22 protein-coding genes are annotated in these 26,102 nt (G+C 71.0%); 13 read left to right on the top strand and 9 right to left on the bottom strand.

Annotated elements, in window-relative coordinates:
- Positions 1-276: 276 nt before the first annotated feature.
- The gene (locus tag DLJ49_RS03785; RefSeq protein WP_115392188.1) at positions 277-2,769 is read left to right on the top strand and encodes a Hint domain-containing protein; all 2,493 of its coding nucleotides are present in this window, start codon (positions 277-279) and stop codon (positions 2,767-2,769) included.
- 365 nt (positions 2,770-3,134) lie between these two features.
- Here the strand turns inward: DLJ49_RS03785 and DLJ49_RS03780 are convergent, their stop codons facing one another.
- The 3 genes from DLJ49_RS03780 to DLJ49_RS03770 form a co-directional block, all read right to left on the bottom strand.
- Positions 3,135-5,549 carry a GcvT family protein gene (locus DLJ49_RS03780; protein WP_115392187.1) on the bottom strand — a complete coding sequence of 805 codons (2,415 nt, stop codon included), beginning with the start codon at positions 5,547-5,549 and terminating at the stop codon, positions 3,135-3,137.
- Between the two features lie 123 nt (positions 5,550-5,672).
- A complete protein-coding gene (locus DLJ49_RS03775; protein WP_115392186.1) occupies positions 5,673-7,187 on the bottom strand; it encodes a fused MFS/spermidine synthase in 1,515 nt (504 codons plus the stop codon).
- Between the two features lie 4 nt (positions 7,188-7,191).
- Positions 7,192-7,983 (bottom strand): enoyl-CoA hydratase, encoded by a 792-nt coding sequence (locus DLJ49_RS03770; RefSeq protein ID WP_115392185.1) that lies wholly within the window; start codon positions 7,981-7,983, stop codon positions 7,192-7,194.
- Between the two features lie 58 nt (positions 7,984-8,041).
- On the opposite strand from DLJ49_RS03770, the gene DLJ49_RS03765 reads away from it, so the two are divergent.
- The gene (locus DLJ49_RS03765; RefSeq protein WP_233488702.1) at positions 8,042-8,488 is read left to right on the top strand and encodes a PaaI family thioesterase; all 447 of its coding nucleotides are present in this window, start codon (positions 8,042-8,044) and stop codon (positions 8,486-8,488) included.
- A 7-nt stretch (positions 8,489-8,495) separates the two neighbouring features.
- Here the strand turns inward: DLJ49_RS03765 and speE are convergent, their stop codons facing one another.
- Together speE and speD are read right to left on the bottom strand one after the other, a co-directional pair.
- The gene (gene speE / locus DLJ49_RS03760) at positions 8,496-9,353 is read right to left on the bottom strand and encodes a polyamine aminopropyltransferase (RefSeq protein WP_115392184.1); all 858 of its coding nucleotides are present in this window, start codon (positions 9,351-9,353) and stop codon (positions 8,496-8,498) included.
- 157 nt (positions 9,354-9,510) lie between these two features.
- A complete protein-coding gene (gene speD, locus DLJ49_RS03755; RefSeq protein WP_115392183.1) occupies positions 9,511-10,014 on the bottom strand; it encodes an adenosylmethionine decarboxylase in 504 nt (167 codons plus the stop codon).
- Between the two features lie 369 nt (positions 10,015-10,383).
- On the opposite strand from speD, the gene rplM reads away from it, so the two are divergent.
- Positions 10,384-10,845, top strand: coding sequence for a 50S ribosomal protein L13 (gene rplM / locus DLJ49_RS03750; protein WP_115392182.1), 462 nt, complete (start codon positions 10,384-10,386; stop codon positions 10,843-10,845).
- A 2-nt stretch (positions 10,846-10,847) separates the two neighbouring features.
- Positions 10,848-11,342: a 30S ribosomal protein S9 gene (gene rpsI / locus DLJ49_RS03745; RefSeq protein WP_115392181.1), complete on the top strand. Its 495-nt coding sequence runs from the start codon at positions 10,848-10,850 to the stop codon at positions 11,340-11,342.
- A gap of 88 nt (positions 11,343-11,430) precedes the next feature.
- On the opposite strand, the gene DLJ49_RS03740 is transcribed toward rpsI, so the two are convergent.
- The 4 genes from DLJ49_RS03740 to tldD all read right to left on the bottom strand — a co-directional run bounded on the left by DLJ49_RS03740 (position 11,431) and on the right by tldD (position 17,797).
- Entirely contained in the window at positions 11,431-11,796 is a 366-nt protein-coding gene (locus DLJ49_RS03740; RefSeq protein ID WP_115392180.1) for a hypothetical protein, read from the bottom strand.
- A gap of 147 nt (positions 11,797-11,943) precedes the next feature.
- Positions 11,944-14,733, bottom strand: a complete 2,790-nt coding sequence (gene topA, locus DLJ49_RS03735) for a type I DNA topoisomerase (protein ID WP_115392179.1) — start codon at positions 14,731-14,733, stop codon at positions 11,944-11,946.
- A 182-nt stretch (positions 14,734-14,915) separates the two neighbouring features.
- The gene (gene dprA, locus DLJ49_RS03730; protein WP_369932486.1) at positions 14,916-16,175 is read right to left on the bottom strand and encodes a DNA-processing protein DprA; all 1,260 of its coding nucleotides are present in this window, start codon (positions 16,173-16,175) and stop codon (positions 14,916-14,918) included.
- Between the two features lie 206 nt (positions 16,176-16,381).
- On the bottom strand, positions 16,382-17,797 hold the full coding sequence (gene tldD, locus DLJ49_RS03725; protein WP_115392177.1) for a metalloprotease TldD: 1,416 nt from the start codon (positions 17,795-17,797) through the stop codon (positions 16,382-16,384).
- 500 nt (positions 17,798-18,297) lie between these two features.
- On the opposite strand from tldD, the gene coxB reads away from it, so the two are divergent.
- The 9 genes from coxB to DLJ49_RS03680 all read left to right on the top strand — a co-directional run bounded on the left by coxB (position 18,298) and on the right by DLJ49_RS03680 (position 26,026).
- Positions 18,298-19,197 carry a cytochrome c oxidase subunit II gene (gene coxB / locus DLJ49_RS03720; RefSeq protein WP_115392176.1) on the top strand — a complete coding sequence of 300 codons (900 nt, stop codon included), beginning with the start codon at positions 18,298-18,300 and terminating at the stop codon, positions 19,195-19,197.
- Positions 19,198-19,330: 133 nt separating this feature from the next.
- Positions 19,331-20,278 (top strand): heme o synthase, encoded by a 948-nt coding sequence (gene cyoE, locus DLJ49_RS03715; protein WP_115392175.1) that lies wholly within the window; start codon positions 19,331-19,333, stop codon positions 20,276-20,278.
- The gene (locus DLJ49_RS03710; protein WP_115392174.1) at positions 20,275-20,472 is read left to right on the top strand and encodes a hypothetical protein; all 198 of its coding nucleotides are present in this window, start codon (positions 20,275-20,277) and stop codon (positions 20,470-20,472) included. The genes cyoE and DLJ49_RS03710 overlap by 4 nt, the downstream gene beginning before the upstream one ends.
- Complete coding sequence (locus tag DLJ49_RS03705; RefSeq protein WP_115392173.1) at positions 20,469-21,041, top strand: cytochrome c oxidase assembly protein; 573 nt, start codon at positions 20,469-20,471, stop codon at positions 21,039-21,041. The genes DLJ49_RS03710 and DLJ49_RS03705 overlap by 4 nt, the downstream gene beginning before the upstream one ends.
- A gap of 32 nt (positions 21,042-21,073) precedes the next feature.
- Positions 21,074-21,877, top strand: coding sequence for a cytochrome c oxidase subunit 3 (locus DLJ49_RS03700; protein WP_115392172.1), 804 nt, complete (start codon positions 21,074-21,076; stop codon positions 21,875-21,877).
- A 115-nt stretch (positions 21,878-21,992) separates the two neighbouring features.
- Positions 21,993-22,685 (top strand): SURF1 family protein, encoded by a 693-nt coding sequence (locus DLJ49_RS03695; RefSeq protein ID WP_115392171.1) that lies wholly within the window; start codon positions 21,993-21,995, stop codon positions 22,683-22,685.
- 106 nt (positions 22,686-22,791) lie between these two features.
- Positions 22,792-24,180 carry a threonine synthase gene (thrC, locus tag DLJ49_RS03690; protein WP_115392170.1) on the top strand — a complete coding sequence of 463 codons (1,389 nt, stop codon included), beginning with the start codon at positions 22,792-22,794 and terminating at the stop codon, positions 24,178-24,180.
- Entirely contained in the window at positions 24,177-25,439 is a 1,263-nt protein-coding gene (locus DLJ49_RS03685) for a M16 family metallopeptidase (protein WP_115392169.1), read from the top strand. Before thrC ends, DLJ49_RS03685 begins: the two co-directional genes overlap by 4 nt.
- Entirely contained in the window at positions 25,439-26,026 is a 588-nt protein-coding gene (locus tag DLJ49_RS03680) for a GNAT family N-acetyltransferase (protein ID WP_115392168.1), read from the top strand. The genes DLJ49_RS03685 and DLJ49_RS03680 overlap by 1 nt, the downstream gene beginning before the upstream one ends.
- The last annotated feature ends 76 nt before the right edge of the window (positions 26,027-26,102 follow it).

The following is a 26,102-nucleotide window of genomic DNA, read 5'->3' as shown; positions in this document are numbered from 1 at the left end:
TGGGGGGTGACGACAGGTCGGGGGCGACCTCAACGCCGGGCACCGGGCGTGCCGGCGGCCACGGGACGCGCAGAAGGCGCGTCACGTCGGAGCGATCGCGAGGGCACCCCGCCGCACGCGGCGGGCAGCGTTCCTTGTCCGACGTTCCCCCCGTGACCGACCGGGCCCGACCGCCGGCGAGTGTGACACGATCCCGGTGGCGCCCGCCGCCGTGGGGAGAATGGGAGCGAGTGGGGCTCCGGGTTTGCCTGGGCGTCCGCAAGCAGGAGTGGAGCGATGAAGTACACCCTCGACTGGGAAGCCGTCGACATCGACGGGCAGAACACGCTGAAGAGCGCCGACGGGACGCAGGAGATCGGCGTGAGCATCTCGACGCCGCCCAACGGCGCCAAGCATCCCGACGAGTGGACGGTCGGCTTTCCGCCCGGGGACGACGACGCGATCATCGGCGACCCTGACACGATCCGCTCCTCCGACGTCAAGAAACCCACCGAGCTCAACGTCGAGTTCGAGCGCGAGGTCACGCAACTCCAGTTCGAGCTCTACGACGTCGACGCGGGCCACAACTGGGACGACAAGGTCACCATCATAGCCCTCGATGCCGACGGCAACGAGACGCAGATCGACCTGTCTGATCTCACCGCCAACCACGAGGTGACCGGCGAGAACGACGGCGTGCCCGGCGTGACCGTCGAGGGCGAGGGCAACGACACGCCCAAGGTGGAGGGGCCCGGCTTTCCCGACACCGTGACCGTCTCGATCCCCGGCCCCGTGAAGTCGCTCAAGGTCGTGCACGACAATGGTCACGACGTGCATATCTCCGGCACCGTCGGCCTGAGCGACCTGCACTTCGAGGTCGATGGCGGCCCGATCCGCGACGGCATCGTGCACGGCACCGCGGGCGACGACCTGATCACCGCCGGCACCTATGTCGATGTCGACGGCGACGAGGTCGACAACGACGATGCGCTGATCCCGGGCGACAAGCCCAACGACGACCGCATCTTCGGCAAGGAGGGCGACGACACGATCGACGGCGGCGAGCAGGACGACACGATCGAGGGCGGCGACGGCTCGGACTCGATCGGCGGCGGCGACGGCAACGACCTGATCCATGGCGGCGGGCCCAAGACCGGGCCCGACGAGATCATCGACGACGCGGCGTTCCCCTCGCCCGCGCCCGACCCCGACCCGAACAACGACAAGGACACGCTGTCTGGCGGCGCCGGCGACGACACGATCTTCGGCGGCGACGACGACGACGTGATCTCGGGCGGCTCGGGCGACGACGTGCTCGACGGCGGCATCGACGACGACTCGATCACCGGCGGCTCGGGCAACGACGACATCACCGGTGGCCAGGGCGACGACACGATCAACGCCGGGATCGAGAATGTTAGCTTCCGCCCAGATCGCGGCTATCCGCCTGTCGCTGACGATGCCGATCCGTTCAACGACCGCGACACGGTGGACGGCGGCCTCGGCGACGACAGCATCACGACCGGCGACGACAACGACGTCGTCTCGGGCGGTGCGGGCGACGACACGATCGATGCGGGCTTCGACGACGATCTCGTCGACGGCGGCGACGGCGACGACAGCCTGATCGGCGGCGAAGGCTCCGACACCGTCACCGGCGGCGCGGGCGACGACACGATCTTCGGCGGCATCGGCAACCCGGCCGATATCCTCAACGTGCCCGACTCGGCAGACGAGCCGGCCCCGGCGCCCGATCTCGTGCCCGACAACGGCCGCGACTTCCTCGACGGTGGCGACGGCGACGACGTGATCATCGGCGAGGACGACGACGACACGATCCTCGGCGGCGCGGGTGACGACAGCCTCGACGGCGGCATCGACGACGACAGCATCGAGGGCGGGGCGGGCAACGACACGATCATCGGCGGCCAGGGCGACGACGTCCTCTCGGGTGGCGACGATGCCGACACCTTCATCGTGAACGCCGACGACGACGGCAACGACACGATTGCCGGAGGGGCGGGCGGCTTCGACGTCGACGAGATCGACGTCAGCACCCTCGGCACGTTCGGCACCGACTGGACTCTGGAGAACGTCACCCCCGACGGCGATACCGGCCAGTTCGCCGGCATCGACGGGGACCTCGTGTTCCTCGACGGCAAGGGCGGCGAAACCGGCCGGCTGTCGTTCACCAACATCGAGATCATCTGCTTCACGCCCGGTACGCGCATCGCCACCCCGCGCGGCGAGGTGCCTGTCGAGCACCTGACCGCCGGCGACACGGTGCTGACGCGCGACAACGGCGTGCAGGAGATCGCGTGGTATGGCCAGACCGGCCTCAACGCCGCCGACTTCCAGGCGCGGCCGCATCTCGCGCCGGTGCTGATCAGGGCCGGCGCCCTCGGGGGCGGCCTGCCCGAGCGCGACATGCTGGTCTCGCCGCAGCACCGGGTGCTCGTCAGCTCGGAAAAGGCGGCCTACTACTTCGACGAGCGCGAGGTTCTGGTCGCGGCCAAGCACCTGGTCAACGGCACGACCATCGTGCAGAAGCCGGTGCCGCAGACGACCTACATCCACTTCATGTGCGAACGCCACGAGGTGGTGCTGTCGGACGGTGCCTGGACCGAGAGCTTCCAGCCCGGCGACTTCTCTCTTCAGGGCATCGACGCAGGGCTGCGCGCCGAGATCCTCGAGCTCTTCCCCGAGCTCGCCACCGAAGAGGGCCTGAAGGACTACGCGGCCGCCCGCCGCACGCTCAAGCGGCACGAGGCGGTCCTGCTTACCGGCTGATCCGGGTTGCAGCGCGGCCCGGAGGCGCCGCGGGGCCCCGTGAGGCCCCGTGCGGCCCCGCTCAGGGCGATGCCCCGGGCCGAACATGGGGGAGAAGGGGAGCGCAGGCCGCTCCCCTTCTTTTTTCGCGTCTTCGGGCGCGCTCCGGGGCCGATGCCCGCGCGCGCGGCACCGCCGGATGCCTCCGGCGGGGATATTTGCAGCAAGAAGAAGGCAGGATCGCGCGCCCCGGTCCCGCGGGCGCCGCTGCTTCTTTCTGTTTCAAATACGCACTGGCGAGTCGGCGCCGGCACGCGGGCCGGCACAGGGCAGGGCGGGGCAGCGCGGCGCAGGACGGGGCAGCGCGGCGCAGGGCGGGGCCGGTTTCAGCCGCGCAGGCGGGCGCCTTCGGGGTCGAAGAGGGCGTCGGCGGCGACGATGGCGGGTCGGCGCTCGCCGAGGATCTCGATCTCGACCTCGGTGCCCGGCGCGGCGCGCTCGCGCGGCACGAAGCCCAGCGCCACCGATCGGTCGGCCCAGTGCGAGTAGCCTCCCGACGTGCAGAAGCCCTGCACCCGCCCGTCGAGCCAGATCGGCTCGTCGGCCACCACGTCGGCATCCGCGGCCTCGACGAGGAAGGGGCGCAGCAGCCGGGCGGGGGGCGCGGCGCGCTCGGATTCGGCGGCGGCGCGGCCGATGAAGTCGGTGTTCTTCTTCCACGAGATGAAACGGTCGAGCCCGGTCTCGGCGGCGGTGTAGTCGGGCGAGTATTCGCGCAGCCACGCCCCGAAGAAGCGGTCGAGCCGCAGGCTCATCATCGCGCGCATCCCGAACGGGCGCAGGCCGAGATCGGCGCCGGCCTCCCACAGGACGTGCCAGAGATGGCGCTGCGCCATGGGATCGCAGAAGATCTCGTAGCCGAGATCGCCGGTGAAGCTGACCCGCTGCACGATGCAGTCGGCCATGCCGAGCGTCATCCGGCGCACGTCGAGAAAGCGGACCGCCTCCGGCCCGACATCGGCCCGCGTCACGCGCGACAGCAGCTCGCGCGCCGCAGGCCCCGCGATCTGGAAGCCGGTGAGCCGGTCGGAGAGGTTCTCGACCGTCACGCCCTCGTCGAGGTGACGCTCGAACCAGCGCTGGTGGTAGGCCTGCGCCCCGTAGGAGGCGGTCAGGCGGAACTCGCCTTCCGACAGGCACGACACGGTGAAGTCGCCGATGAGGCGCCCCGTCGGCGCGAGCATCGGCGTGAGAGACAGCCGGCCCGGCTGCGGGATGCGGCCCGCCATGATCCGGTCGAGCCAGGCCCGCGCGTTCGGCCCGGCCACGCGGAACTTGCCGAAATTGTGCACCTCGTTGATGCCCACGCCCTCGCGCACGGCCCGCACCTCCCGGGCCGTCGCCTCCCACGCGTTGGAGCGGCGGAACGACGGCGTCTCGAAGCGCGGCTCGCCCGGCAGGGCGAAGTAGTTGACCACCTCCAGCCCGTATTGCTGGCCGAAGACCGCGCCCATTCCGTCCCAGATGTCGTACATCGGCGTGGTGCGGAAGGGGCGGGCGGCGGGCAGCTCCTCGTTGGGGTAGCTGACCGAAAAGCGGGTCCGGTAGTTCTCGATCACCTTCGGCACCGTGTAGCCCGGCGTCGTCCAGTGGCCGTAGCGCGCGACGTCGAGGGCGAAGGCATTCTGGTCGGGCTGGCCGTGGACCATCCACTGCGCCAGCGTCAGGCCGACGCCCCCGCCCTGGCTGAAGCCTGCCATGACCGCGCAGGCGGCCCAGTAGTTGCGCAGGCCCGGCACGGGGCCGACGAGCGGGTTGCCGTCGGGGGCGAAGGTGAAGGGGCCGTGGATGACCGACTTGATCCCGGCGCGCTCGAGCACGGGGAAGCGGGCATAGGCGAAGGCGACCGATTCCTCGATCTTGTCGAACTGGTCGGGCAGCAGCTCGTGGCCGAACTCCCACGGCGTGCCGTCGACGGCCCAGGGCTCGCAGGGCTGCTCGTAGAAGCCGATGCACAGGCCGCGCCCCTCCTGGCGCAGGTAGCTCTCGCCGCCCGGGTCGATCACGTGCGGGAACTCGGTGGCGCGCTCCATGATCTCGGGCAGGTCGTCGGTGACGAGATACTGGTGCGCCATCGGCAGCAGCGGGTGATAGACGCCCGCCATCGCGCCCACCTCGCGCGCCCAGAGACCGGCGGCGTTGACGATGTGCTCGGCGTGGATGTCGCCCTTGCTGGTCGCCACGTCCCACGTGCCGTCGGGGCGCTGGGTCAGCCGCTCGACCTTGCAGTGCAGCTCGATCGCGGCGCCGCCGATCTTCGCGGCCTTCGCGTAGGCGTGGGTGGTGCCCGAGGGGTCGAGATGGCCGTCGAGCGGGTCGTAGAGGGCGCCGAGCAGGCCGTCGGTGTTGACCAGCTCGGCCCGCGCCTTGATCTCGGCCGGGCCGAGGATCTCGGTCTCGAGGCCCATGTAGCGGTGCTTGGCGCGCTCGGCCTTGAGCATGTCGAAGCGCTCGGGCGTGTCGGCCAGCGTCAGCCCGCCCACGTGGTGCAGGCCGCAGGACAGGCCGGTGATCTCCTCCAGCTCCTTGTAGAGGCCGATCGTGTAGCCCTGCAGCGCCGCCATGTTGGTGTCGCCGTTGAGCGTGTGAAATCCGCCCGCGGCATGCCATGTCGAGCCCGAGGTGAGCTCGGAGCGCTCGACCAGCATCACGTCGGACCAGCCGAGCCTGGTGAGGTGGTAGAGGACGGAGCAGCCCACGACGCCGCCCCCGATCACGCAGACCTGTGTGGTCGTCTTCATGGCGGCGCTCCCCTTCACGGCTGTCTCTCCCCGGGCACCGAACGGGGTCGTGCCGCAGGGGGCAAGTGCGCAAGCGACGCATCGTGTCGGAAACGGGCCTCGGCGGCCCCGGCGCCCCCTTCGTCAGTCGACGAGGCGCGTCAGGCCCACGAGCCGGTCGATCGGGGCGAAATCGTCGGTCAGCGGGGTCGGCTCCAGCCGTGCCACGAGGTCGTCGAGGAACGCGGGCTCGAGCGCGGCGAAGGGCGTGGGTGCGGGGGCGCGCGTCTCGATCCGCGACACCGGGCTGTCCGCCGCTCCGGCGAGGATGACGAAGACGCGCCGCTCGGCGGGGCCGGGCGGGTGGGCCTCGGTCCAGACCTCGACCGAGGGAAAGACGCGCCGCAGCGTGACGACGAGAGCGGCGAGCGCCTCCATCCGGCTGGTGTCGTCGACCACGTTCATCGCGTAGAGGCCCCGGTCGGTCAGGCGGTCGGCCACGAGGCCGAAGAACTCCTCGGTCACGAGATGCGCGGGCACGGCGATGTCGGTGAAGGCATCGCCCACGATCACGTCGTAGCGCGCGGCCTCGTCGCGCAGGACGGCGCGGGCGTCGCGGTGGATCACGCGCGCCGTGCCGGGGTCGAACCAGAATTGGGCCGCGGCCTGCGCCGTCACCTCCGGGTCGATCTCGGCCACGGTGATCGGGCCAAGATCGCGGTCGGCCCAGGCGCGCGGCACCGAATAGCTGCCGCCGCCGATGTGGAAGGACGCCACCGGAGGCGACAGGCGCATCCGGGGCAGGGCGTCGAGCATCGCGGTGTGCGGGGTGAACATCACGCGCGGCGCCTCGCGGGCGGAGATGCCGTGGGCGAGGTGGTCGAGCACCATCAGGCGCACCGGGTCGGCCGGCTCGCTCGACAGGTCGACGGTGCGGATGCAGTAGTACCGGCTCTCCCGGTCGCAGACGGGCCCGAGGAGGAGCGCCGAGAGGCCGAGGCCGAGCGCGGCGAGCGCGCCCGCGGCGGCGGCCCCGGCCTCGGGCCGCGGCACGGCGGCGAGGCGGAAGAGGAGCGCGGCGGCCAGCGCGTAGGTCGCCGTCATGGCCGCGAGCGTGGCGGCCGAGCCGAGCCACGACACGAAGAGGAATCCCGCGAGCAGCGTGCCTCCGATGGCCCCCACCGCCCCGGCGGCGAACATCGCGCCGAGCGCCCGCTCGGCCCCGTCGCGCCCGCGCATGGCGGCGACGGCGAGGATGGGCGCGGGCACGCCGGCGAAGAGCGAGGGCAGGAAGAAGGCGGCCGTGGCGAGCAGCGTGATCGCCGTCAGCGGCTCGGTCACGGTTTGCAGCAGCGGTCCGGCGACCGCGCGCAGCACCAGCGCCGCGGCGCCGGTCGTCAGCGCGGCGCCGACCATCGTCCACCCGGCGAAGGCGAGCGCGCGGGGCGTCGGCCGCGCCGCGATCCGCCCGCCCCACCAGTGGCCGACCGAGAAGCCCGCGAGCACCACGGCGATGATCGCCGTCCAGGTATAGAGGCTCATGCCGACATAGGGCGCGATCATCCGCCCCGCGACGATCTCGACCACGAGGCTCGCCCCCGAGATCGCCGCCTGCAGCGCGATCAGCAGCCAGAGCGGCCCGGCCGGTTTTGCCCCCATCGCGCTATTGCGGCCAGTCGGGCTTGCGCTTCTCCAGGAAGGCCTGGATGCCCTCGTCGGTGTCGCGCCACAGCATGTTCTCGACCATCACGGCCGAGGTGTGGGCATAGGCGTCGGCCAGCCCCATCTCGATCTGCTCGTAGAACGCCCGCTTGCCGATCTTGACCGCCGACTCGAGCTTGCCCGCCACCGTGTCGGCCAGCGCCGCCGTCTCGTCGCGCAACGCCTCGTGGGGCGCGACGCGGTTGACCAGCCCGATCTCGCGGGCGCGGGCCGCCTCGACGAACTCGCCCGTCGTGAGCATCTCGAAGGCCTGCTTGGGCGCCACGTTGCGCGAGAGCGCAACCATCGGCGTCGAGCAGAACAGGCCGATATTCACACCGTTCACGCCGAAGCGCGTGCCTTCGGCCGCCACCGCCATGTCGCACGACGCCACGAGCTGGCAGCCGGCGGCGGCCGCGACGCCGTGGACCTCGGCGATCACCGGTTGGGGCAGGGCGCGTATCTGCTGCATGACCGCCGAGCAGCGCGCGAACAGGTCGGCGAAATAGGCGCGCCCGGCATCCTCGGCCTGCCGCCCCGCCTGCATCTCGCGCAGGTCGTGGCCCGCGCAGAAGGCCTTGCCCGCGCCGCGCAGCACCACGACGCGCGTCGCGCGGTCGCCCTCCAGCCGGGCGAACTCGTCCGACAGGGCGGCGAGCAACGCGTCCGACAGGGCGTTGAGCGCGGCGGGCCGGTTCATCGTGAGTTCCGCCACGTGCCCCCGGTCTTCGCGGGTCAGAACCTCGTCGGCCATCTTGTCCTCCCTCGCCGTTTGTTGCCCTTATGCCGGAAACGAACGGGGAGGGCGAGGGATGCGCGACGACAACTCGGACAGGTCGGGGCTGGCGATGGACCGCGCCGCCTTGCAGACCTTCCTCGGCGAGGCGTTCCCCCAGGTCGCCGCCGATTTCACCGTCGAGACGGCCGCGCCCGACCGGGTGGTGGTGGCGCTGGAGACGGCCGAGCGTCACTTGCGCCCCGGCGGCACCGTCTCGGGGCCCACGATGTTCGCGCTGGCCGACGTGGCGATGTACCTCGCCGTGCTCGCCCGGGTCGGGCCCGAGGCGCTCGCGGTCACCACCAACGTCTCGATCGACTTCATGCGCAAGCCGCCGGCGGGGGCGCGGCTGACCTGCACGGCGCGCGTGCTCAAGCTCGGCCGCGTGCTGGCGGTGGGCGACGCGCTGATCGAGGCGCCGGGGCTCGACGGCCCGGTGGCGCGGGCCTCGCTGACCTATTCGATCCCGCCCAGGCGGTAGCCGCGGGTCACTCGGGCATCAGCGCCTTGACGTAGCCGGGCAGGGCGAAGGCCGCCTTGTGCACCTCGGGCGTGTAATAGAGCGTGGAGAGGCCGGCGGCGGCGTAGCGCGCCTTCAGCGTCTGCATCGCCGCGTCGCGCGCCACCCCGTCGGTCGCCCAGCCGAAGGCCATCGGCCCGCCGGCATATGTCGGCACCGTGGCGAGGTAGCAGCCCCAGTCGCGGAACAGCGCCCGGAACGCGCGCATCGTGTTCGTCAACTCGTCGGGCTGCATGAAGGGCACGCCGTTCTGCGTGACGAGGATGCCGCCCTCGCTCAGCCGCTCGCGGGCGTGGCCGTAGAAGGTGTCGGTGAACAGCACCTCGCCCGGCCCCACCGGATCGGTCGAATCGACGATGATCACGTCGAAGGTATCGCCACTCTCCCGCATGAAGGCCGCGCCATCGGCGATCACCAGCTCGAGGCGCGGGTCGTCGAACGCACCGCGCGAGATCTCGGGCAGGTATGTCTTCGAGAACTCCACCACGCCCGCGTCGATCTCGATCATCGTGACGCGCTCGACCGAGGCATGGTCGAGCGCGGCGCGCGCCATGCCACCGTCGCCGCCGCCGACGATCGCCACCCGCTTCGCCCCGCCGTGGGCGAGGATCGGCACATGCGTCAGCATCTCGTGATAGACGAAGTTGTCGGCCTCGGTCACCTGCACCACGCCGTCGAGCGTCAGCACCTTGCCGAACCGCGCGTTGCGGAAGACGCGCAGGCGCTGGTGCTCCGTCTGGCTGTCGTAGAGCAGCTCGTCCTCGCGCAGGGCCTGGGCGTATTCGGGGTGGAGCGTCTCGACGGACCAGCCGGCCATGTCGGTCATGGGCGATTCCCTCCTCGATCGGGCCTCGATCGCGCGCGACCATGGGCGATGCGGCCGGCAGGCTCAACCGGGCGGGTGGCGCATGACCTGCGGGGTCGGGCCGCCCCTGCGGAGCGGCCCGTCATCCGTCTGCCGTCATCCGCCTGCGGAGCGGCGTTCAGGCGGCCTCGCTCTGCGGCACGAGGCCGTCGCCGCGCAGCAGCTCCTTCACTCGCACGTCGGCCGTCTCGAAGGCGCGGGCGAGCACCTCGACCGCGCGCCACGGCGCAGCGTCGCCGCACATGAACACGTCGAACGCGCCGTAGCCGATCTCGGGCCAGGTGTGGACGCTGATATGGCTCTCGGCCAGCACCGCCACGCCCGAGACCCCCTGCGGCGAGAACTTGTGGGTGTGGATGTGCAGCAGCGTCGCCCCGCATTCCGCCACGCAGTCGCGGAAGGCCTGCTGGATGCGTGCCTCGTCGTCGAGCCCGGTGCCGTCGACCACCTCGATGATCAGGTGCGTGCCCGCATAGACGCGGCCGTCGCGGCGAATGAAATGATCCTCGCGGTCGGCGTCGACGAGCGTGTCGAGCCGCGCACGGAGAGTGTCGGTGGTATCTTCCGCTTGGGCGCCTGTTGCCAGACCGGACCCCAGTTGGAAGAGGTCGGCGTCATACATGACGGTCCCCCTTTCAGCCAGAAGTGCGTTCCAGTCGGTCCCTTAGCGCCCCCCCGAAGCCTGCTCGAAGTTGGGATCGGTCCCGATGTGCGGGGGCACCTAAGCGGGGCGAGGGATTCGATCAAGCCCCGGATAGGGGCGGGGCGTGAAAATCCGGTGTGTGCGTGACGCAACAAGCCCGGCCGGGCGCGGCGCGGGTCGTCGAGAGGGCGGTATTATGATACCTGCATTGCAAGCGACTGCAAAACGTGGCGTTTTTTGCCTCTTTGGCTCTTGACTGTGCTTCGGCGGGGCGTAGAACGGCGCCATCCGAATTCATGGGCGGGGCCGCTTCCGGCGTGCCCCGCCTCTCAGTTCACGGGACCCATCATGAAGACCTACACCGCGACCCCGGCGGACATCGAGAAGAAATGGGTGGTGATCGACGCCGAGGGTGTCGTGCTCGGCCGCCTCGCCTCGATCGTCGCCATGCGCCTGCGCGGCAAGCACAAGGCGACCTTCACCCCGCACATGGACATGGGCGACAACGTGATCGTCATCAACGCCGACAAGGTGCAGATCACCGGCAAGAAGCGGCAGAAGCCGCATTACTGGCACACCGGCTACCCGGGCGGCATCAAGTCGAAGACCACGCAGGAGATCCTCGAGGGAAAGCACCCCGAGCGCGTGGTCATGCAGGCCGTCAAGCGGATGCTGCCGGGCAACCGGCTGTCGCGCCAGCAGATGACCAACCTGCGCGTCTATGCCGGGGCCGAGCACCCGCACGAGGCGCAATCGCCCGAAGTGGTCGACGTGAAGTCGATGAACGCCAAGAACACCCGGAGCGCGTGAGCATGGCCGAAGAAGTGAAATCCCTCGCCGAGCTGAACGAGGTCGCCTCCGGCACCGATGCCGCCGCGATGGCCGAGGCCGAGGCCCCGCGCGAGCCCGTGCGCGACGAGTTCGGCCGCTCCTACGCCACCGGCCGCCGCAAGGACGCGACCGCGCGGGTCTGGATCAAGCCGGGCTCGGGCCGCGTGGTCGTCAATGGCAAGGAAATGGCGGTCTATTTCGCCCGCCCCGTGCAGCAGCTGATCCTGCGGCAGCCCTTCCAGGTCGCCGGCGTCGAGGACCAGTTCGACGTGATGTGCACCGTCAAGGGCGGCGGCCTGTCGGGGCAGGCGGGCGCGGTCAAGCACGGCATCTCCCGCGCTCTGCAGCTCTACGATCCCGCGCTGCGGCCGGCGCTCAAGGCGGCGGGCTTTCTCACCCGCGACAGCCGCGTGGTCGAGCGCAAGAAGTACGGCCGCCGCAAGGCCCGCCGCTCCTTCCAGTTCTCCAAGCGCTGACACGGGGCGCCGGAATGGTTCGGGGGAGCGCCGCGGGCGCTCCCCTTTTTCGTGGCGGGGCCGGTCCTGTGGTGGAAGAAGACCGCGCTCAGCCTTCCGTCCGCCCGATCGGCGGGTCGGGGACAGTGCGCGCGCCATCTGCCTCGTCGCCGAACTGCTCGTCGGCGTCGAGCGGCTCCTCGCCCGGCGGCAGTTCGGCGCCCGCCTCGCGGATCGTCTGGCTGTCGCGCACCGGCGCCATGCGGGCATCGGCCGGCATCGCCGTCTCCGACCATTGCGCGATCCGCTCCTCCGCTTCGGCCTCGGGGATGTTCTCGAGCCGCGAGACGTAGGCCACGAAGGCGGGCCGGTCGCCATCCATCGCCAGCACGGTGTCCTCGTCGGCCCCCGGCCAGCGGGTGAGGATCGAGCCCGCGAGGGCGGGCCAGTTGGCGACGATCTCGTTCCAGTCCATGATCCTGTCCTCCTGTGCTTTAGGGGGCAAGCAGGTGAGGCGGCGGAACGTTCCCGCGCGAGGCGGGCCTTGGAGACGGCAGGGCGAGAGACGCGGAAGAAAACCGCCCCTGTCAGGGTGATGGCGCGCATTTTTCGCGCGGCGCTCTCACTCGGCGGCGGTCTTGCCGGAGCCCTTCGAGCCCGTCGATGTCTTGGCCGAGGTCTTTCTTGCGGAGGACGTCTTCGCGGGCGACGTCTTGGCCGCTGCGCTCCTGGCGCCGCCCTTGGCGGAGGTCGACCTCGCCCCCGCCGACTTTGACCCACCCGTCTTGGACCCCGCCGTCTTGGACCCACCCGAATTGGTGCCCCCGGACTTCGCCGAAGACCGGCCGCCCTTCTTGCCCTTCGCCTGCTTCGCGGCGATCAGCTCGACGGCCATCTCGGGCGTCACGTCGGCCGGATCGGTGCCCTTGGGCAGCGTTGCATTCACCTTGCCCCACTTTACGTAGGGCCCGTAACGCCCTTCCATCACGGCCATTTCGCCGCCGGCTTCCGGGTGCTCGCCCAGGCTCTTGAGCGGCTCGGCGGCGGCCGGGCGGCCGCGCGTGCGCTTGGCCGCGATCAACTCGACCGCGCGGTTCATGCCGACGTCCCATACCTCGTCGACATCGGGCAGGTTGGCGTAGGTGCGGCCGTGGCGCACATAGGGCCCGTAGCGCCCGATGCCGGCCTCGACCGGCTCGCCATCTTCGGGATGGGGGCCGATCTGGCGGGGCAGCGACAGCAGGCGCAGCGCCTTCTCGAGGTCCATGGCCTCGACCGACCAGCCCTTTGGCAGCGAGGCGCGCGGCGGCTTGGGCTGCTCTTCGGTCGGCTCGCCGCGCTGCACGTAGGGGCCGAAGCGGCCGTCGCGCAGGGTGATCGCGTCGCCCGCGTCGTGGCCGAGCAGCTTGCCGTCGGGGCCGATCGCGCTCTCGCCCTCCATCCCCGGCGGGCCGAAGGGGCGGGTGAAGCGGCACTCGGGATAGTTCGAGCAGCCGATGAAGGCGCCGCCCGACCGCGCCGTGCGCATGCTGAGGCGCCCGGTGCCGCACAATGGGCAGATGCGCGGGTCGGAGCCGTCCTCGGTCGGCGGAAAGAGGTGCGGCTCGAGCACCTCGTCGATCTTTTCGAGCACGTCGGTGATGCGCAGCTCGGCGGTCTCGTCGATGGCCGCCTTGAAGTCGCGCCAGAACCGCCGCAGCACCTCCTTCCAGTCGGCCTCGCCGGCCGAGACGTGGTCGAGCTCCTCCTCCAGGGCGGCGGTGAAGTCGTATCCCACGTAACGGCGGAAGTAGTTGACGAGAAAGGCCGTCACCAGCCGGCCCTTGTCTTCGGGGATCAGGCGGCCCTTGTCCTTCCTGACATATTCCCGGTCCTGGATCGTGGTGACGATCGAGGCATAGGTCGAGGGGCGGCCGATGCCGAGCTCTTCCATCTTCTTGACCAGCGTCGCCTCGGTGTAGCGCGGCGGCGGCTGGGTGTGATGCTGCAGCCCGAGGATGGCCCTGGCCGCATCGATCCGGGCGGCGCCCTCGTCGTCCGCCGTGGCCTTGGCGAACTCGGACTCGAGCGCGCCCTGCGAGGGCGCGAGCGCCTCGCCCTCGCTCACCTGCGGCAGCCGGCGCGAATCCTCGCCCTCGTCGTCGTCGCGGCCCTCCTCGTAGACCTTGAGGAACCCGTCGAACAGGATCACCTGGCCCGTGGCGCGCAGGCCGACCTGGCCGTCGGCGCTGCCGATCTCGACGGTGGTGCGCTCGAGGCGCGCGGCCTCCATCTGGCAGGCGATCGTGCGCTTCCAGATCAGATCGTAGAGGCGGCGCTGGTCGGGCTCGGACAGCTTCACCCGGTCGGGGCGGGCGAACATGTCGGTCGGCCGGATGCATTCGTGCGCTTCCTGCGCGTTCTTGGCCTTGTTCTTGTACATGCGGGGGCTCTTGGGCACATAGTCGCCCCCGTAGAACTCCTTGATCGCGTCGCGCGCGCCATGCACCGCCTCGGGCGCCATGTCGATGCCGTCGGTCCGCATGTAGGTGATCAGGCCCGCCTCGTAGAGCCGCTGGGCGGCGGCCATCGTCGCCTTGGCGCCGAGGCCGAACTTGCGGCTCGCCTCCTGCTGGAGCGTCGAGGTCATGAAGGGGGCGGCGGGGTTGCGCGTGGCGGGCTTGGCCTCGACGCTGGTGACCGACAGAGCCCGCGACGAAACCGCCTGCACCGCGAGCTCGGCATCGGTGGCAGTGGCCAGGTCGAACCGGTCGAGCTTCCGCCCCCCCAGCGTCACCAGCCGAGCCTCGAGCGCCTGGCCGCGCGGCGTGTCGAGCATCGCCTTGACCGACCAGTATTCGCGCGGGCGGAAGGCCTCGATCTCCATCTCGCGCTCGACGATGAGCCGCAGGCAGACCGACTGCACGCGCCCCGCGCTCTTGGCGCCGGGCAGCTTGCGCCAGAGGATGGGCGAGAGGCTGAAGCCCACGAGGTAGTCGAGCGCGCGGCGGGCGAGATAGGCCTCGACCAGCTCCATGTCGACGTCGCGGGGGTTCTGCATCGCCTCCGTCACCGCCTGCCTGGTGATGGCGTTGAAGACGACGCGGCTGACGGGCGTGTCCTTCTTGATCGCGCGGCGTTTTGCGAGCGCCTCGGTCAGGTGCCAGCTGATCGCCTCGCCCTCGCGGTCGGGGTCTGTCGCGAGGATGAGCTCGCCGTCGGTCTTGAGCGCCTCGGCGATGGCCCGGACATGCTGCTTGCTGTCGTTCGCCACCTCCCACTGCATCTCGAAATCGTGGTCGGGGTCGACCGAGCCGTCCTTCGAGGGCAGGTCGCGGACATGGCCGTAGGAGGCGAGAACGGTGTAGTCGTCGCCGAGATAATCGTTTATTTTCTTCGCCTTGGCGGGCGACTCGACGACAACGACGGGCATGCGAATCCTTTTCCGGCGGGCGTTGCGTGGCGGCCCGCGACCATGTGGGGGGGCGCCGCGCCTTGTCAATCCGCCCCGCCACGGCACGGGCGAGGCGGCGGTGGGGCAGGGGGCGCCGCTCTCCGACCCGCGCGCGCCGGCGTCACGAGATAGGGCTTGCCCCGGGGGCCGCTCCGCCCGGCTCAGCCGCGCGAGAGCAGCCCGCCCGGGGCGCGGCGCACCAACCCGTCCATCTCGAGTTCGGTGAGGGTGGCGGCGAAGGAGGGGCGCGCGAGGCCGCTGTCGCGCAACAGCGAATCCTCGTCGACCGGTGAGGCGCCGAGACGCTCGAGAATCGCGGCGCGCGCTGCGCCCCTCGGCAGGGAAGCGCGCGTCGGGCCGTCCGGCTGGCCGGAGCGGGCGCGTGCCGCGGGGGGGCGCCCGGGCGGTGTGCGCGATGCATCGGCCGCGCGTGCGAGCGGTGGCGCGCCCCGGTGGCGGGCGGTGTCCGGGCCCGTCGGGATCGCCGGGGCGTTGATTGGCGGGCGCGGCATCTGTGCCGTTGGCGCCGCCTCGGGGCGAGCGGCCTCGACAGCGGGCGCCGCCGCCGCTGCCGCCTCGGCCGGGATCGCGGGGCCAAGGGCGGCGCGCACGTCGTCGGGCCCGCGCACGAGCGCCGCGCCGTCCCGGATCAGCATGTTGCACCCGGCGGCGCGCGCGTCGAACGGGTGACCGGGCACGGCGAGCACCTCGCGCCCCAGATCGGCCGCGTCGCGCGCGGTGATCAGGCTGCCCGAGCGGGCCGCCGCCTCGACGACCACCAGCGCGCGGCCGAGCGCGGCGATGATGCGGTTGCGGCGGGGGAAGTGGCGGGCCTGCGGGCGCAGGCCCGGCGGCATCTCGGAGACGACGAGGCCCGCCTCGGCGATGCGACGCATCAGGCCCTCGTTCTCTGGCGGGTACGGCACGTCGACCCCGCCCGCCAGCACGGCGATCGTGCCGGTGTCGAGACTGGCTTCGTGGGCGGCTGCGTCGATGCCGCGGGCGAGGCCCGAAACGGTGACGAGACCCGCCGCGCCGAGGCCGCGGGCGAGGCTGCGCGCCATCCGCAGGCCGAGCGACGAGGCGTTGCGCGCGCCGACAAGGCCGATCGCGGGCCGGGCCAGCAGCGACAGTTCGCCCCGCGCCCAGAGGAGCGGAGGCGCGTCGACCTGGTCGCGCAGCATCGGGGGAAAGGCGGGATGGTCGAGAAAGAGCGGCACGGCGCCGGCGCGGCGGCCGGCCTCGAGCTCGGCACGGGCCTGTGCCGGGGGGCAGGGGGTGTAGTCGTCGACCCCTGCGGCGGCCGCGACCTTCGGCAATTCGGCGAGGGCGTCGGTGGCCGACCCCTCAGCCTCGGCGATCAGTCTGCGGAATGTCGCGGGGCCCACCCGGCGGGAGCGCAAGAGACGAAGCCACGACAGCTCATTTCCTTCCGAGGTGGGTGGTGCGAGGGGGGGTGGGGAAGAAAACAAATCCAACCTGCCGCCGCTCCGTCTCTTGCACCTCCTGTTCTATGGTGAACCGGTTAACCACTGGTAAACGGGACCCAGGCTGCGGCGAAATTTTCCGACAATTCGCGCAACCTCCGGAAATCCCGCGATTCTTTCGCTCGTAGAACCCGGCTCGCTCAGGCCTCTGCGCCGCCCACCGTCAGCCCGCCGATCCTGAGCGTCGGCTGTCCCACGCAGACCGGCACCCACTGGCCGGCCTTTCCGCAATTGCCGATGCCGGGGTCGAGCTCGAGGTCGTCGCCCACCGCCTCGACATGGCGCAGCGCCGTCGCGCCGTCGCCGATCAGGGTGGCCCCCTTGACCGGCGCACCGACGACGCCGTTCTTCACGCGATACGCTTCGGTGCAGGAAAACACGAACTTGCCGTTGGTGATGTCGACCTGCCCGCCGCCGAAGCCCACGGCGTAGATCCCGTCCTCGAGGCCGGCCACGATATCCTTCGGGTCGTGCGGACCGGCCAGCATGTAGGTGTTGGTCATCCGCGGCATGGGCGGGTGCGCGTAGCTCTGCCGGCGCCCGTTGCCGGTGGCCTCCACCCCCATCAGGCGGGCATTCTGCCGGTCCTGCATGTAGCCCGTCAGAACGCCGTCCTCGATCAGCACGTTGCGGCCCGAGGGCGTGCCCTCGTCGTCGACGGTGATCGAGCCGCGCCGCCCGGGCAGCGTGCCGTCGTCGAGCACGGTGACGCCGCGGGCCGCCACCTGTTGCCCCATGAGGCCGGCAAAGGCAGAGTGCTTCTTGCGGTTGAAATCGCCCTCGAGCCCGTGCCCGATCGCCTCGTGCAGCAGGATGCCCGGCCAGCCGGGGCCCAGCACGACGTCCATCACGCCGGCAGGGGCGGCCTCGGCGCCGAGGTTGACGAGCGCGATGCGCAGGGCCTCGCGCACCATCCCCTCCCAGCGGGGCCGGTCCAGCAGGAGCGCCAGCGCCGTGCGCCCGCCGCCGCCTGTGCCGCCCTGCTCGCGCCGGCCGCCCTCCTCGGCTATGACCGAGACGTTCAGGCGCGTCATCGGCCGGACATCCTGCACGAGATGGCCGTCGGGGCGCAGGATCGCGACCTCCTGGTGGCTCGCGGCGAGGGTCGCGCTCACCTGCACGACGCGCGGGTCGAGCCCGCGGGCGAAAGCGTCGATCTCGCGCAGGCAGTCGACCTTTGCGGCGAAGGCGGCCGCGCCGATCGGGTCGGCGTCGTCGTAGAGGCGCCGGTTGGTCGCCCGCGGCGCCTCTGCCAGCGTGCCGCCGCCGTCGCCCACGGCGAGCCGCGCCGTCTCGGCCGCGCGGGCGATCGCCTGAGCGCTGATCTCGGTCGAATGGGCGTAGCCGGCCGTCTCGCCCCTGACGGCGCGCAGGCCGAAGCCCTCGGCCGCATCGAAGCTCGCCGTGCGCAGGCGGCCGTCGTCGAACGACAGCACCTCGGAGCGGCGCCGCTCGAGGAACAGCTCGCCGTCGTCGGCGCCCTCGGTCGCCGCGCGCAGGGCGGCGCGGGCGTCTTCCTCGGTCACGCGGGTCTCGAAGGGGCGGAAATCCGACATGGGGCGGGCCTTTCGGGTCAGGGGCGGGGAGTGGCGGCTCCCTGTCATATGGCCCGCCCGGCCTGCCGCGCAACACGGCGCGCAGGTGGCGCGGCCGCGCCGGGCCGCCGCCCGTTCCCCGTCCCGGCCCCGCGCCCGGCCCCCCGTCGCGCCTTTGCGTATTTGGAACAGAAAGAAGCAGGCAGGACGGGCCACTAGCGTCGCGCGGGTGGCGGCGCCGGTGCTCCCGGCGTGTTTCCGCATCCCATACGCATCCGGCCGCATCATCCATGCCGGGCATCGCGGAGCGGCAGGGACGGCCCCGCTGGCGCTCCGGCACGCCCGCCATGCGACATGTTGTGTCTCTTTGCCGCGTCGGCCGTGCTTGTGCGCCATGTCCGGCTATGCTTTGTCGCCGGCAAACAGCGCACCACGGCATGCCGTGGCCCCCGTGCAGGAGCGGGGGCGGGCCGAGCGGCCCACGCGCCACAGCGAACGGGACGACACATATGCGACCAGCCATGACGGCGCGCGCGCCCCTCGGCGCCGCCCTCTTCGCCGCACTTCCCCTCTCTGCCGGGGCGCAGGAGCTCGTCGAGCCACGCGACCTGCCGATCATCGGCGTGCCAGAGCAGGGCGCGCTCGGCTTCCAGCCCGCCGCGACCGAGCTGGCGCGCGACCTGCACTGGCTCGACGGGATGCTGCTGGTCATCATCACCGCGATCACGCTGCTGGTTCTGGCGCTGCTGGCCTACGTGATCCTGCGCTACAATTCGCGCAGCAACCCCGAGCCCGGCACCTTCACCCACAACTCGCCGCTCGAGGTGGCGTGGACGCTCGGGCCGGTGATGATCCTCGTCTTCATCGGGGCGTTCTCGCTGCCGGTGCTGTTCAAGCAGCAGGTGATCCCCGAGGCCGACGTCACCATCAAGGCGACGGGCTTCCAGTGGGCGTGGAACTACGAATACCCCGACCACGAGTTTAGCTTCGACAGCTACATGATCGGCTCTCCGGCCACGGGCGGCGACAACCGTCTGACGCCGGAGGTCGAGGCGCAGCTGCAGGAGGCGGGCTATGCGCGCGAGCACTTCCTGCTGGCCACCGATACCGCCATGGTCGTGCCGGTGGGCCAGACGATCGTCGTGCAGGTCACCGCGTCGGACGTGATCCATTCCTGGACGGTGCCCGCCTTCGGCGTGAAGCAGGACGGGGTGCCGGGCCGCCTCGCCGAGCTGTGGTTCACCGTCGACGAGCCGGGGGTGTATTTCGGCCAGTGCTCCGAGCTCTGCGGCATCGCGCATGCCTACATGCCGATCACGGTCAAGGCGGTGTCGCAGGAGGAATACGAGGCCTGGCTCGACAGCGCCATCGAGGTCTATGCAGGCACGCCACGCGAGGTCGACGTGGCCGCGGCCGAGTGATCCCGCGCGCCGGCGCAGCAGCCCGGCGTCCGGCCGGGGGACGGGGCACGACAGCCGGGTTGCCCGCCGCCCGCCCCGCCGAATGGACGATGCGGCCGCCCGGCCGCCAGAGCGAGCACAGACGCGAGCCGAGATGACCGACGTCAGCCTTCACCGGAGCCTCCCCCGCGAGGCAGAGCCCACGTTCCGCGACTATGTCGACCTGCTCAAGCCGCGGGTGATGTCGCTCGTCGTCTTTACCGCCCTGGTGGGGATGCTGGTGGCGCCGGTGCCGACCCACCCCTTCCTCGTGTTCACCGCGATCCTGTTCATCGCCGTCGGCGCCGGCGCCTCGGGCGCGCTCAACATGTGGTGGGACGCCGACATCGACGAGGTGATGCGCCGCACCGCGAAGCGCCCCGTGCCCGCGGGCCGCGTCGCCCCGGGCGAGGCGCTGGCGCTCGGCCTCGGCCTGTCGCTGTTGTCGGTGATGATGCTCGCGCTCGCTGCCAACCTCGCGGCGGCGGCGCTGCTGGCCTTCACGATCTTCTTCTACGCCGTGATCTACTCGATGTGGCTCAAGCGCTCGACCCCCCAGAACATCGTGATCGGGGGCGCGGCCGGCGCCTTCCCGCCGATGATCGGCTGGGTCGCGGCGACGGGCTCGGTCAGCCTGGAGGCTGTCCTGATGTTCGCCCTGATCTTCATGTGGACGCCGCCGCATTTCTGGGCGCTCGCCCTCTTCATGAAGGACGACTATTCCAAGGCGGGCGTGCCCATGCTGACGGTCACCCACGGCCACGACGCGACGCGCCGCCACATCCTGGCCTACACCGTCGCGCTGGCCGCGCTGGCCCTCGGCATAGCCTTCACCTCGATCGGCGGGCCGGTCTACCTCGCCACGGCGCTCGCCTGCAACGCGCTGTTCCTGCGGGGGGCGTGGGCGATCCAGCGGCGCACCACCGCCGACGCCGAGGCCGACAGCTATGCAACGGAAAAGCGTGTGTTCCGCCTGTCGCTCACCTATCTCTTCCTTCACTTCGGCGCGCTCCTGGCGGATGCGACGCTGAGATCCTTCGGCATCTGGGGAGGCTGGACATGACCATCCGCGCAACCCACGAACTGCACGACCGCCGCCGCGGCCGGAATGTCGGCGTGGCGGTGCTGCTGGCGGCCTTCGCCGCCATCGTGTTCGGCCTGTCGGTCGTCAAGGTGCAGCAGACCGGGGGCATCCAGGGCTTCGACCACGTGCTGCGCCCCGAGATGCTGCCCGCTCAGGAGGGCGTCGGCCAATGATCTTCCGCAACCTCGAAGGCAAGCAGAAGACGCTCGCGCAGACCGTCTCGGTCGTGGTCTTCATGGGGGCGATGGCCTGGGCCTCGGTGCCGCTCTACGACTGGTTCTGCCGCGTCACCGGCTACGGGGGCACCACCGCGGTCGCGGCCGGCGACAGCGACACGGTGCTCGACGAGACCATCAAGGTGCGCTTCGACGCGGGCCTCGACCGCGGCATGCCGTGGGAGTTCCGCCCGATGCAGCGCGAGATGGAGGTGCGCATCGGCGAGACCGCGCTGGCCTTCTACGAGGCCTACAACCCCACCGACCGGCCCATCGCCGGCACCGCCTCCTACAACGTCTCGCCCTTCACCGCCGGCGGCTACTTCGCCAAGATCGCCTGCTTCTGCTTCGAGGAGCAGGTTCTGCAACCGGGCGAGCGCGTCGAGATGCCCGTCACCTTCTTCGTCGATCCCGAGATCGTCGACGACCGCGACGCGCGGCACGTCTCGGTGATCACGCTCAGCTACACGTTCTACGAAATGGACCTGCCCGAGCAAGAAGAGCAGGCCGCCCTGTCGCTCGACTGAGCGGGCGCACGGGGATCACGAGGGAGCCACGCATGGCACACGAGAAGAACCACGACTACCACATCCTGCAGCCCTCCATCTGGCCCTTCGTGGCGTCGGTGGGCGCCTTCGTCATGCTGTTCGGCGCCGTGCTGTGGATGAACGACGCGGGCCCCTGGCTCTTCCTGATCGGTCTCGCGGCGATCCTCTACACGATGTTCGCCTGGTGGTCCGACACGATCGCCGAGAACGCCGAGGGTGACCACACGCCGGTCGTGCAGCTCGGCCTGCGCTACGGCTTCATCCTGTTCATCATCTCCGAGGTGATGTTCTTCGCGGCGTGGTTCTGGTCGTTCTTCAAGCACGCCCTCTACCCGATGAACGAATACGTGGGGTCCGAATACGTCCCCCCCGATTTCTACGCGCCCAACGCGTTCGAGCTGCCGCTGATGAACACCGTCATCCTGCTTCTCTCGGGCTGCGCGGTGACGTGGGCGCACCACGCGCTGGTGCATCACGGCGACCGCAAGGAGGTCGAGTGGGGCCTGCTCGCGGCGGTGCTGCTGGGGATCATGTTCACCGGCTTCCAGGCCTACGAGTACCGTTACCTGCTGGTCGACCAGGACTGGGTTTTCGGCGAGGACAAGTTCTTCTCGAACTTCTTCATGGCCACCGGCTTCCACGGCCTGCACGTGATCATCGGCACGATCTTCCTGTTCGTCTGCTGGCTCAGGGTGAAGGCGGGCCATTTCACCGCCGACAACCACGTGGGCTTCGAGGCGGCCGCGTGGTACTGGCACTTCGTCGACGTGGTCTGGCTGTTCCTGTTCTTCGCCGTCTATCTCTGGGCGCTCTGAGGTCTCTCCGCACCGGCGGCGGAGCGGGCCCGGGCCGGCGCGTCGATGCGTATTTTGAACAGAAAGAAGCCGGGGGGCGTGCGCGGGCGCGCCCCTCTCCGGTCTGGAGGGATCGATGCGGCGCCATCTCTTTGCCCTGATCGCAGGCCTCGGAGGGGCGGCGGTGCTGGCGGCGCTCGGCGTCTGGCAGCTCCAGCGGCTGGAGTGGAAGGAGGGCATGCTCGCCGAAATCGAGGCGCGCATCGGCGCCGCCCCCGTGGCGGTGCCGCCCGACCCCGACCCCGAGGACGACCGCTACCTGCCCGTCCGTGTCACCGGCACGACGGGCGCGCGCGAACTGCACGTGCTGGTCAGCGACAAGACGCTGGGCGCCGGCTTCCGCATCGTCGCCGCCTTCGAGACCGATGCGGGCCGCCGCCTCCTGCTCGACCGCGGCTTCGTGCCCGACGAGGCGAAGGAGGCAGAGCGCCCACCCCGGGCGCTGACGGTCACAGGCAACCTCCACTGGCCCGACGAGCGCGACCGCTTCACGCCCGACGACGACGTGGCCGGCAACTGGTGGTTCGCCCGCGACGTGGGCCGCATGGCCGGGGCGCTCGACACCGAGCCGGTGCTCGTCGTCGCCCGTGCCACCGAGCCGCCGCAGCAGACCATCCGGCCCATGCCCGTCGGAACCGGGGGTATCCCCAACAACCATCTCGGCTACGCCGTCCAGTGGTTCGGCCTCGCCGCCGTCTGGTTGGGGATGACAGCCCTCTTCATCCGGCGTAAGACCGCCCGCGCCGGAACGGAGAGGCCCGTCGCCTGAGCGCCCGCGCCTCTTCTTCTTGCCTGAAAATATCCCCGCCGGAGGCTCCCGCCCGCGCCAGCCGCGCGGCCGCCGGGCCGAGGGCGCCACGGTCGAGGCCAGAGTCATGCACTACATCTCCACCCGCGGACAGGCGCCGGTGCTCGGCTTCGAGGAGGCGATGCTGGCGGGGCTGGCCCGCGACGGCGGCCTCTACGTGCCCGACCATATCCCGCAACTGCAGCCCGGGCACATCGCGGCGCTGGCGGGGCTGCCCTACGAGGAGGTCGCGCACCGGGTCATGTGGCCCTATCTCGGCGGCGCCTTCACCGAGGCCGAGTTCGGCGACCTGATCGCCCGCGCCTACGCGCAGATCGCCCACCCGGCCCGCGCGCCCTTGAAGCAGCTCGCGCCCGGCCACTTCCTGCTCGAGCTGTTCCACGGGCCGACGCTGGCGTTCAAGGACTTCGCAATGCAGCTCATCGGCCAGCTCTTCGAGGCGGTGCTGGCGCGGCGCGGCACGCGGCTGACCATCGTCGGCGCCACCTCGGGCGACACCGGCAGCGCCGCCATCGAGGCGTTCCGCGGCGTCGCGGGAACGGACGTGTTCATCCTCTTCCCCGACGGCCGCGTCTCGGAGGTGCAGCGCCGCCAGATGACCACGCCGATCGAGGAAAACGTGCACGCCCTCGCGCTCGCGGGCGATTTCGACGCGGCGCAGGCGCGCGTGAAGGACATGTTCAACGATTTCGCCTTCCGCGACGCGGTCGGGCTGACGGCCATCAACTCGATCAACTGGGCGCGCGTGCTGGCGCAGGTCGTCTACTACTTCGCCGCCGGGGTCGCGCTCGGCGCCCCGCACCGCCCCGTGTCGTTCACCGTGCCCACGGGCAATTTCGGCGACATCTTCGCCGGCCACATCGCCCGCCGCATGGGCCTGCCGATCGAGCGGCTTGTGATCGCCACCAATACCAACGACATCCTGCACCGCGCGCTTCAGACTGGCCGCTACACGCGGGCGGAGGTGGTGCCGACCTCCTCGCCCTCGATGGACATCCAGGTGTCGTCGAACTTCGAGCGCGCGCTGTTCGACGCCTACGGCCGCGACGGCGCGGCCGTGGCGCAGCTGATGGACGAACTGAAGGGGCAGGGGGGCTTTGCTATTTCGCAGGGGGCGCTGGAGCATCTGCGCGAGATCTACGGCTCGGGCCGCGCGGGCGAGGACGAGGTGGCGCAGACCATCCGGCGCCTGCACGCCGAGACCGGCGAGCTGCTCTGCCCGCACACCGCCTGCGGCGTCGCCGTGGCCGAGCGGCACCTGGGCGCGACGCCCATGGTCACCCTCGCCACGGCCCACCCCGCAAAGTTCCCCGACGCGGTCGAGGCCGCGACAGGCATTCGGCCGCCCCTTCCCAATCGCATGGCCGACCTGTACGACAGGCCCGAACGGGTGACGCGGGTCGCCGACGACCTCGCCGCCATCGAGACCCTCATCAGCAAGAGGCGCGCCGCGTGAGCGTCAATCTGCACGAATTGCCGAACGGCCTGCGCGTCGTCAGCGAGCGGATGCCGGGCTGCGAGAGCGCGGCGGTGGGCCTGTGGGTCGACGCGGGCGGCCGCCACGAGCGCGCCGAGCAGAACGGCGTCGCCCATTTCCTCGAGCACATGGCCTTCAAGGGCACCGCGCGGCGCTCGGCACTTAAGATCGCCGAAGAGATCGAGGACGTGGGCGGCTACATCAACGCCTATACCAGCCGCGAGACGACCGCCTACTACGCCCGGGTGCTGGGCGCCGACGTGCCGCTGGCCCTCGACGTGATCGCCGACATCGTGCTCGAGCCGGCCTTCGCCGAGAGCGAGATCGAGGTCGAGCGCGGCGTGATCCTGCAGGAGATCGGGCAGGCGCTCGACACGCCCGACGACATCATCTTCGACTGGCTGCAGGAGGCCGCCTATCCCGGCCAGGCGCTGGGGCGCACGATCCTCGGGCCGGCCGAGCGGGTCGCGGGCTTCACCCGCGCCGATCTGGCGCGCTTCGTGGCCGAGCATTACGCGCCCGGGCGGCTTGTGCTGTCGGCCGCCGGCGCGGTCGACCACGACGCCATCGTGGCCCAGGCCGAGCGGCTCTTCGGCCACCTCCCCGCGCGCCCCGTGCCGCAGACCGAGAGCGCCCGGTTCTCCGGCTCGGAAAAGCGGGTGAGCAAGCCGCTCGAACAGGTGCATTTCGCCCTTGCGCTCGAGGCGCCGGGCTATGCCTCGGGCGATCTCTATACCAGCCAGGTGCATGCCACGCTGCTGGGCGGCGGAATGTCGAGCCGCCTGTTCCAGGAGATCCGCGAGAAGCGGGGGCTGTGCTACACCGTCTTCGCCTCGGCCGGTCCTTACGTCGATACCGGCATGCTGACGGTCTATGCGGGCACCGGCGCCGAGGATATCGGCGATCTCGCCCGCCTGACGATCGACGAGCTGCGCCGCGTGACGACCGACGTCACCGCGCAGGAGGTCGCCCGCGCCCGCGCACAGATGAAGGCGGGGCTGCTCATGGGCCTCGAATCGCCCTCGGCCCGGGCCGAGCGGCTCGCCCGCCTGCTCGCCATCTACGGCCGGGTGCCGGGCCTCGACGAGACGGTGGCGCGGATCGAGGCGGTCGACCGCGCCACGCTCGCCGACTATGCAGGGCGCCTCGCGGGGCAGGGGCAGGCGGCCCTCGCCCTCTACGGCCCGGCCGACCGCGCGCCCGCGCTTGCGGAGTTGCAGGACAGGCTCGCCGCGTGATGCGCCTCGTCGGGCGCCGGCGGGTGCGGATCGCGACCGAGCGCATGGTGCTGCGCCCGCCCGTGCACGCCGATTTCCGCGCATGGACGGCGCTGCGCCGCGATTCCGAGAGCTTCCTCAAGCCGTGGGAGCCCGCCTGGGCGCCCGATCACCTGAGCCGCAAGGCCTTCGCCAACCGCGTCTACTGGGCCAACCGGGCGGTCGCGCAGGGCAGCGCGCTGCCGCTGTTCCTGCTCAGGGCCGACGACGAGGTGCTGCTCGGGGCGATCACGCTCGACAACATCCGCCGCGGCCCCGCGCAGGACGGCACGCTGGGCTACTGGGTCGGCGCGCCCTTCGCCCGGCAGGGCTACATGCGCGAGGCCATCGCGGCGACGGTGCACCACGCCTTCACCCGGCTCGACCTTAGCCGCATCCAGGCCGCCTGCCTGCCCGAGAACGCCGCCTCGCGCGGGGTGCTGGAGAAGACCGGCTTCAAGTACGAGGGCGTGGCCCAGTCCTACCTCCAGATCGCCGGAAGATGGCGCAATCATGTGCTTTATGCCAATTTGCGCGCCGATCGGCGGGGCCGCACCGAGGCAGGATGACAACATGGGGCCCCGCGCGGCGCGCAGTGCTTGCCTGACGCCCAGAATCAAGTTATCCCTCCGTTAACTCAACGCG

Origin of the sequence: Rhodovulum sp. 12E13, assembly GCF_003340565.1 — a bacterium.
Classification (GTDB): Bacteria; Pseudomonadota; Alphaproteobacteria; order Rhodobacterales; family Rhodobacteraceae; genus HLUCCA09.
This window is presented reverse-complemented; position numbering and strand designations above follow the sequence as displayed.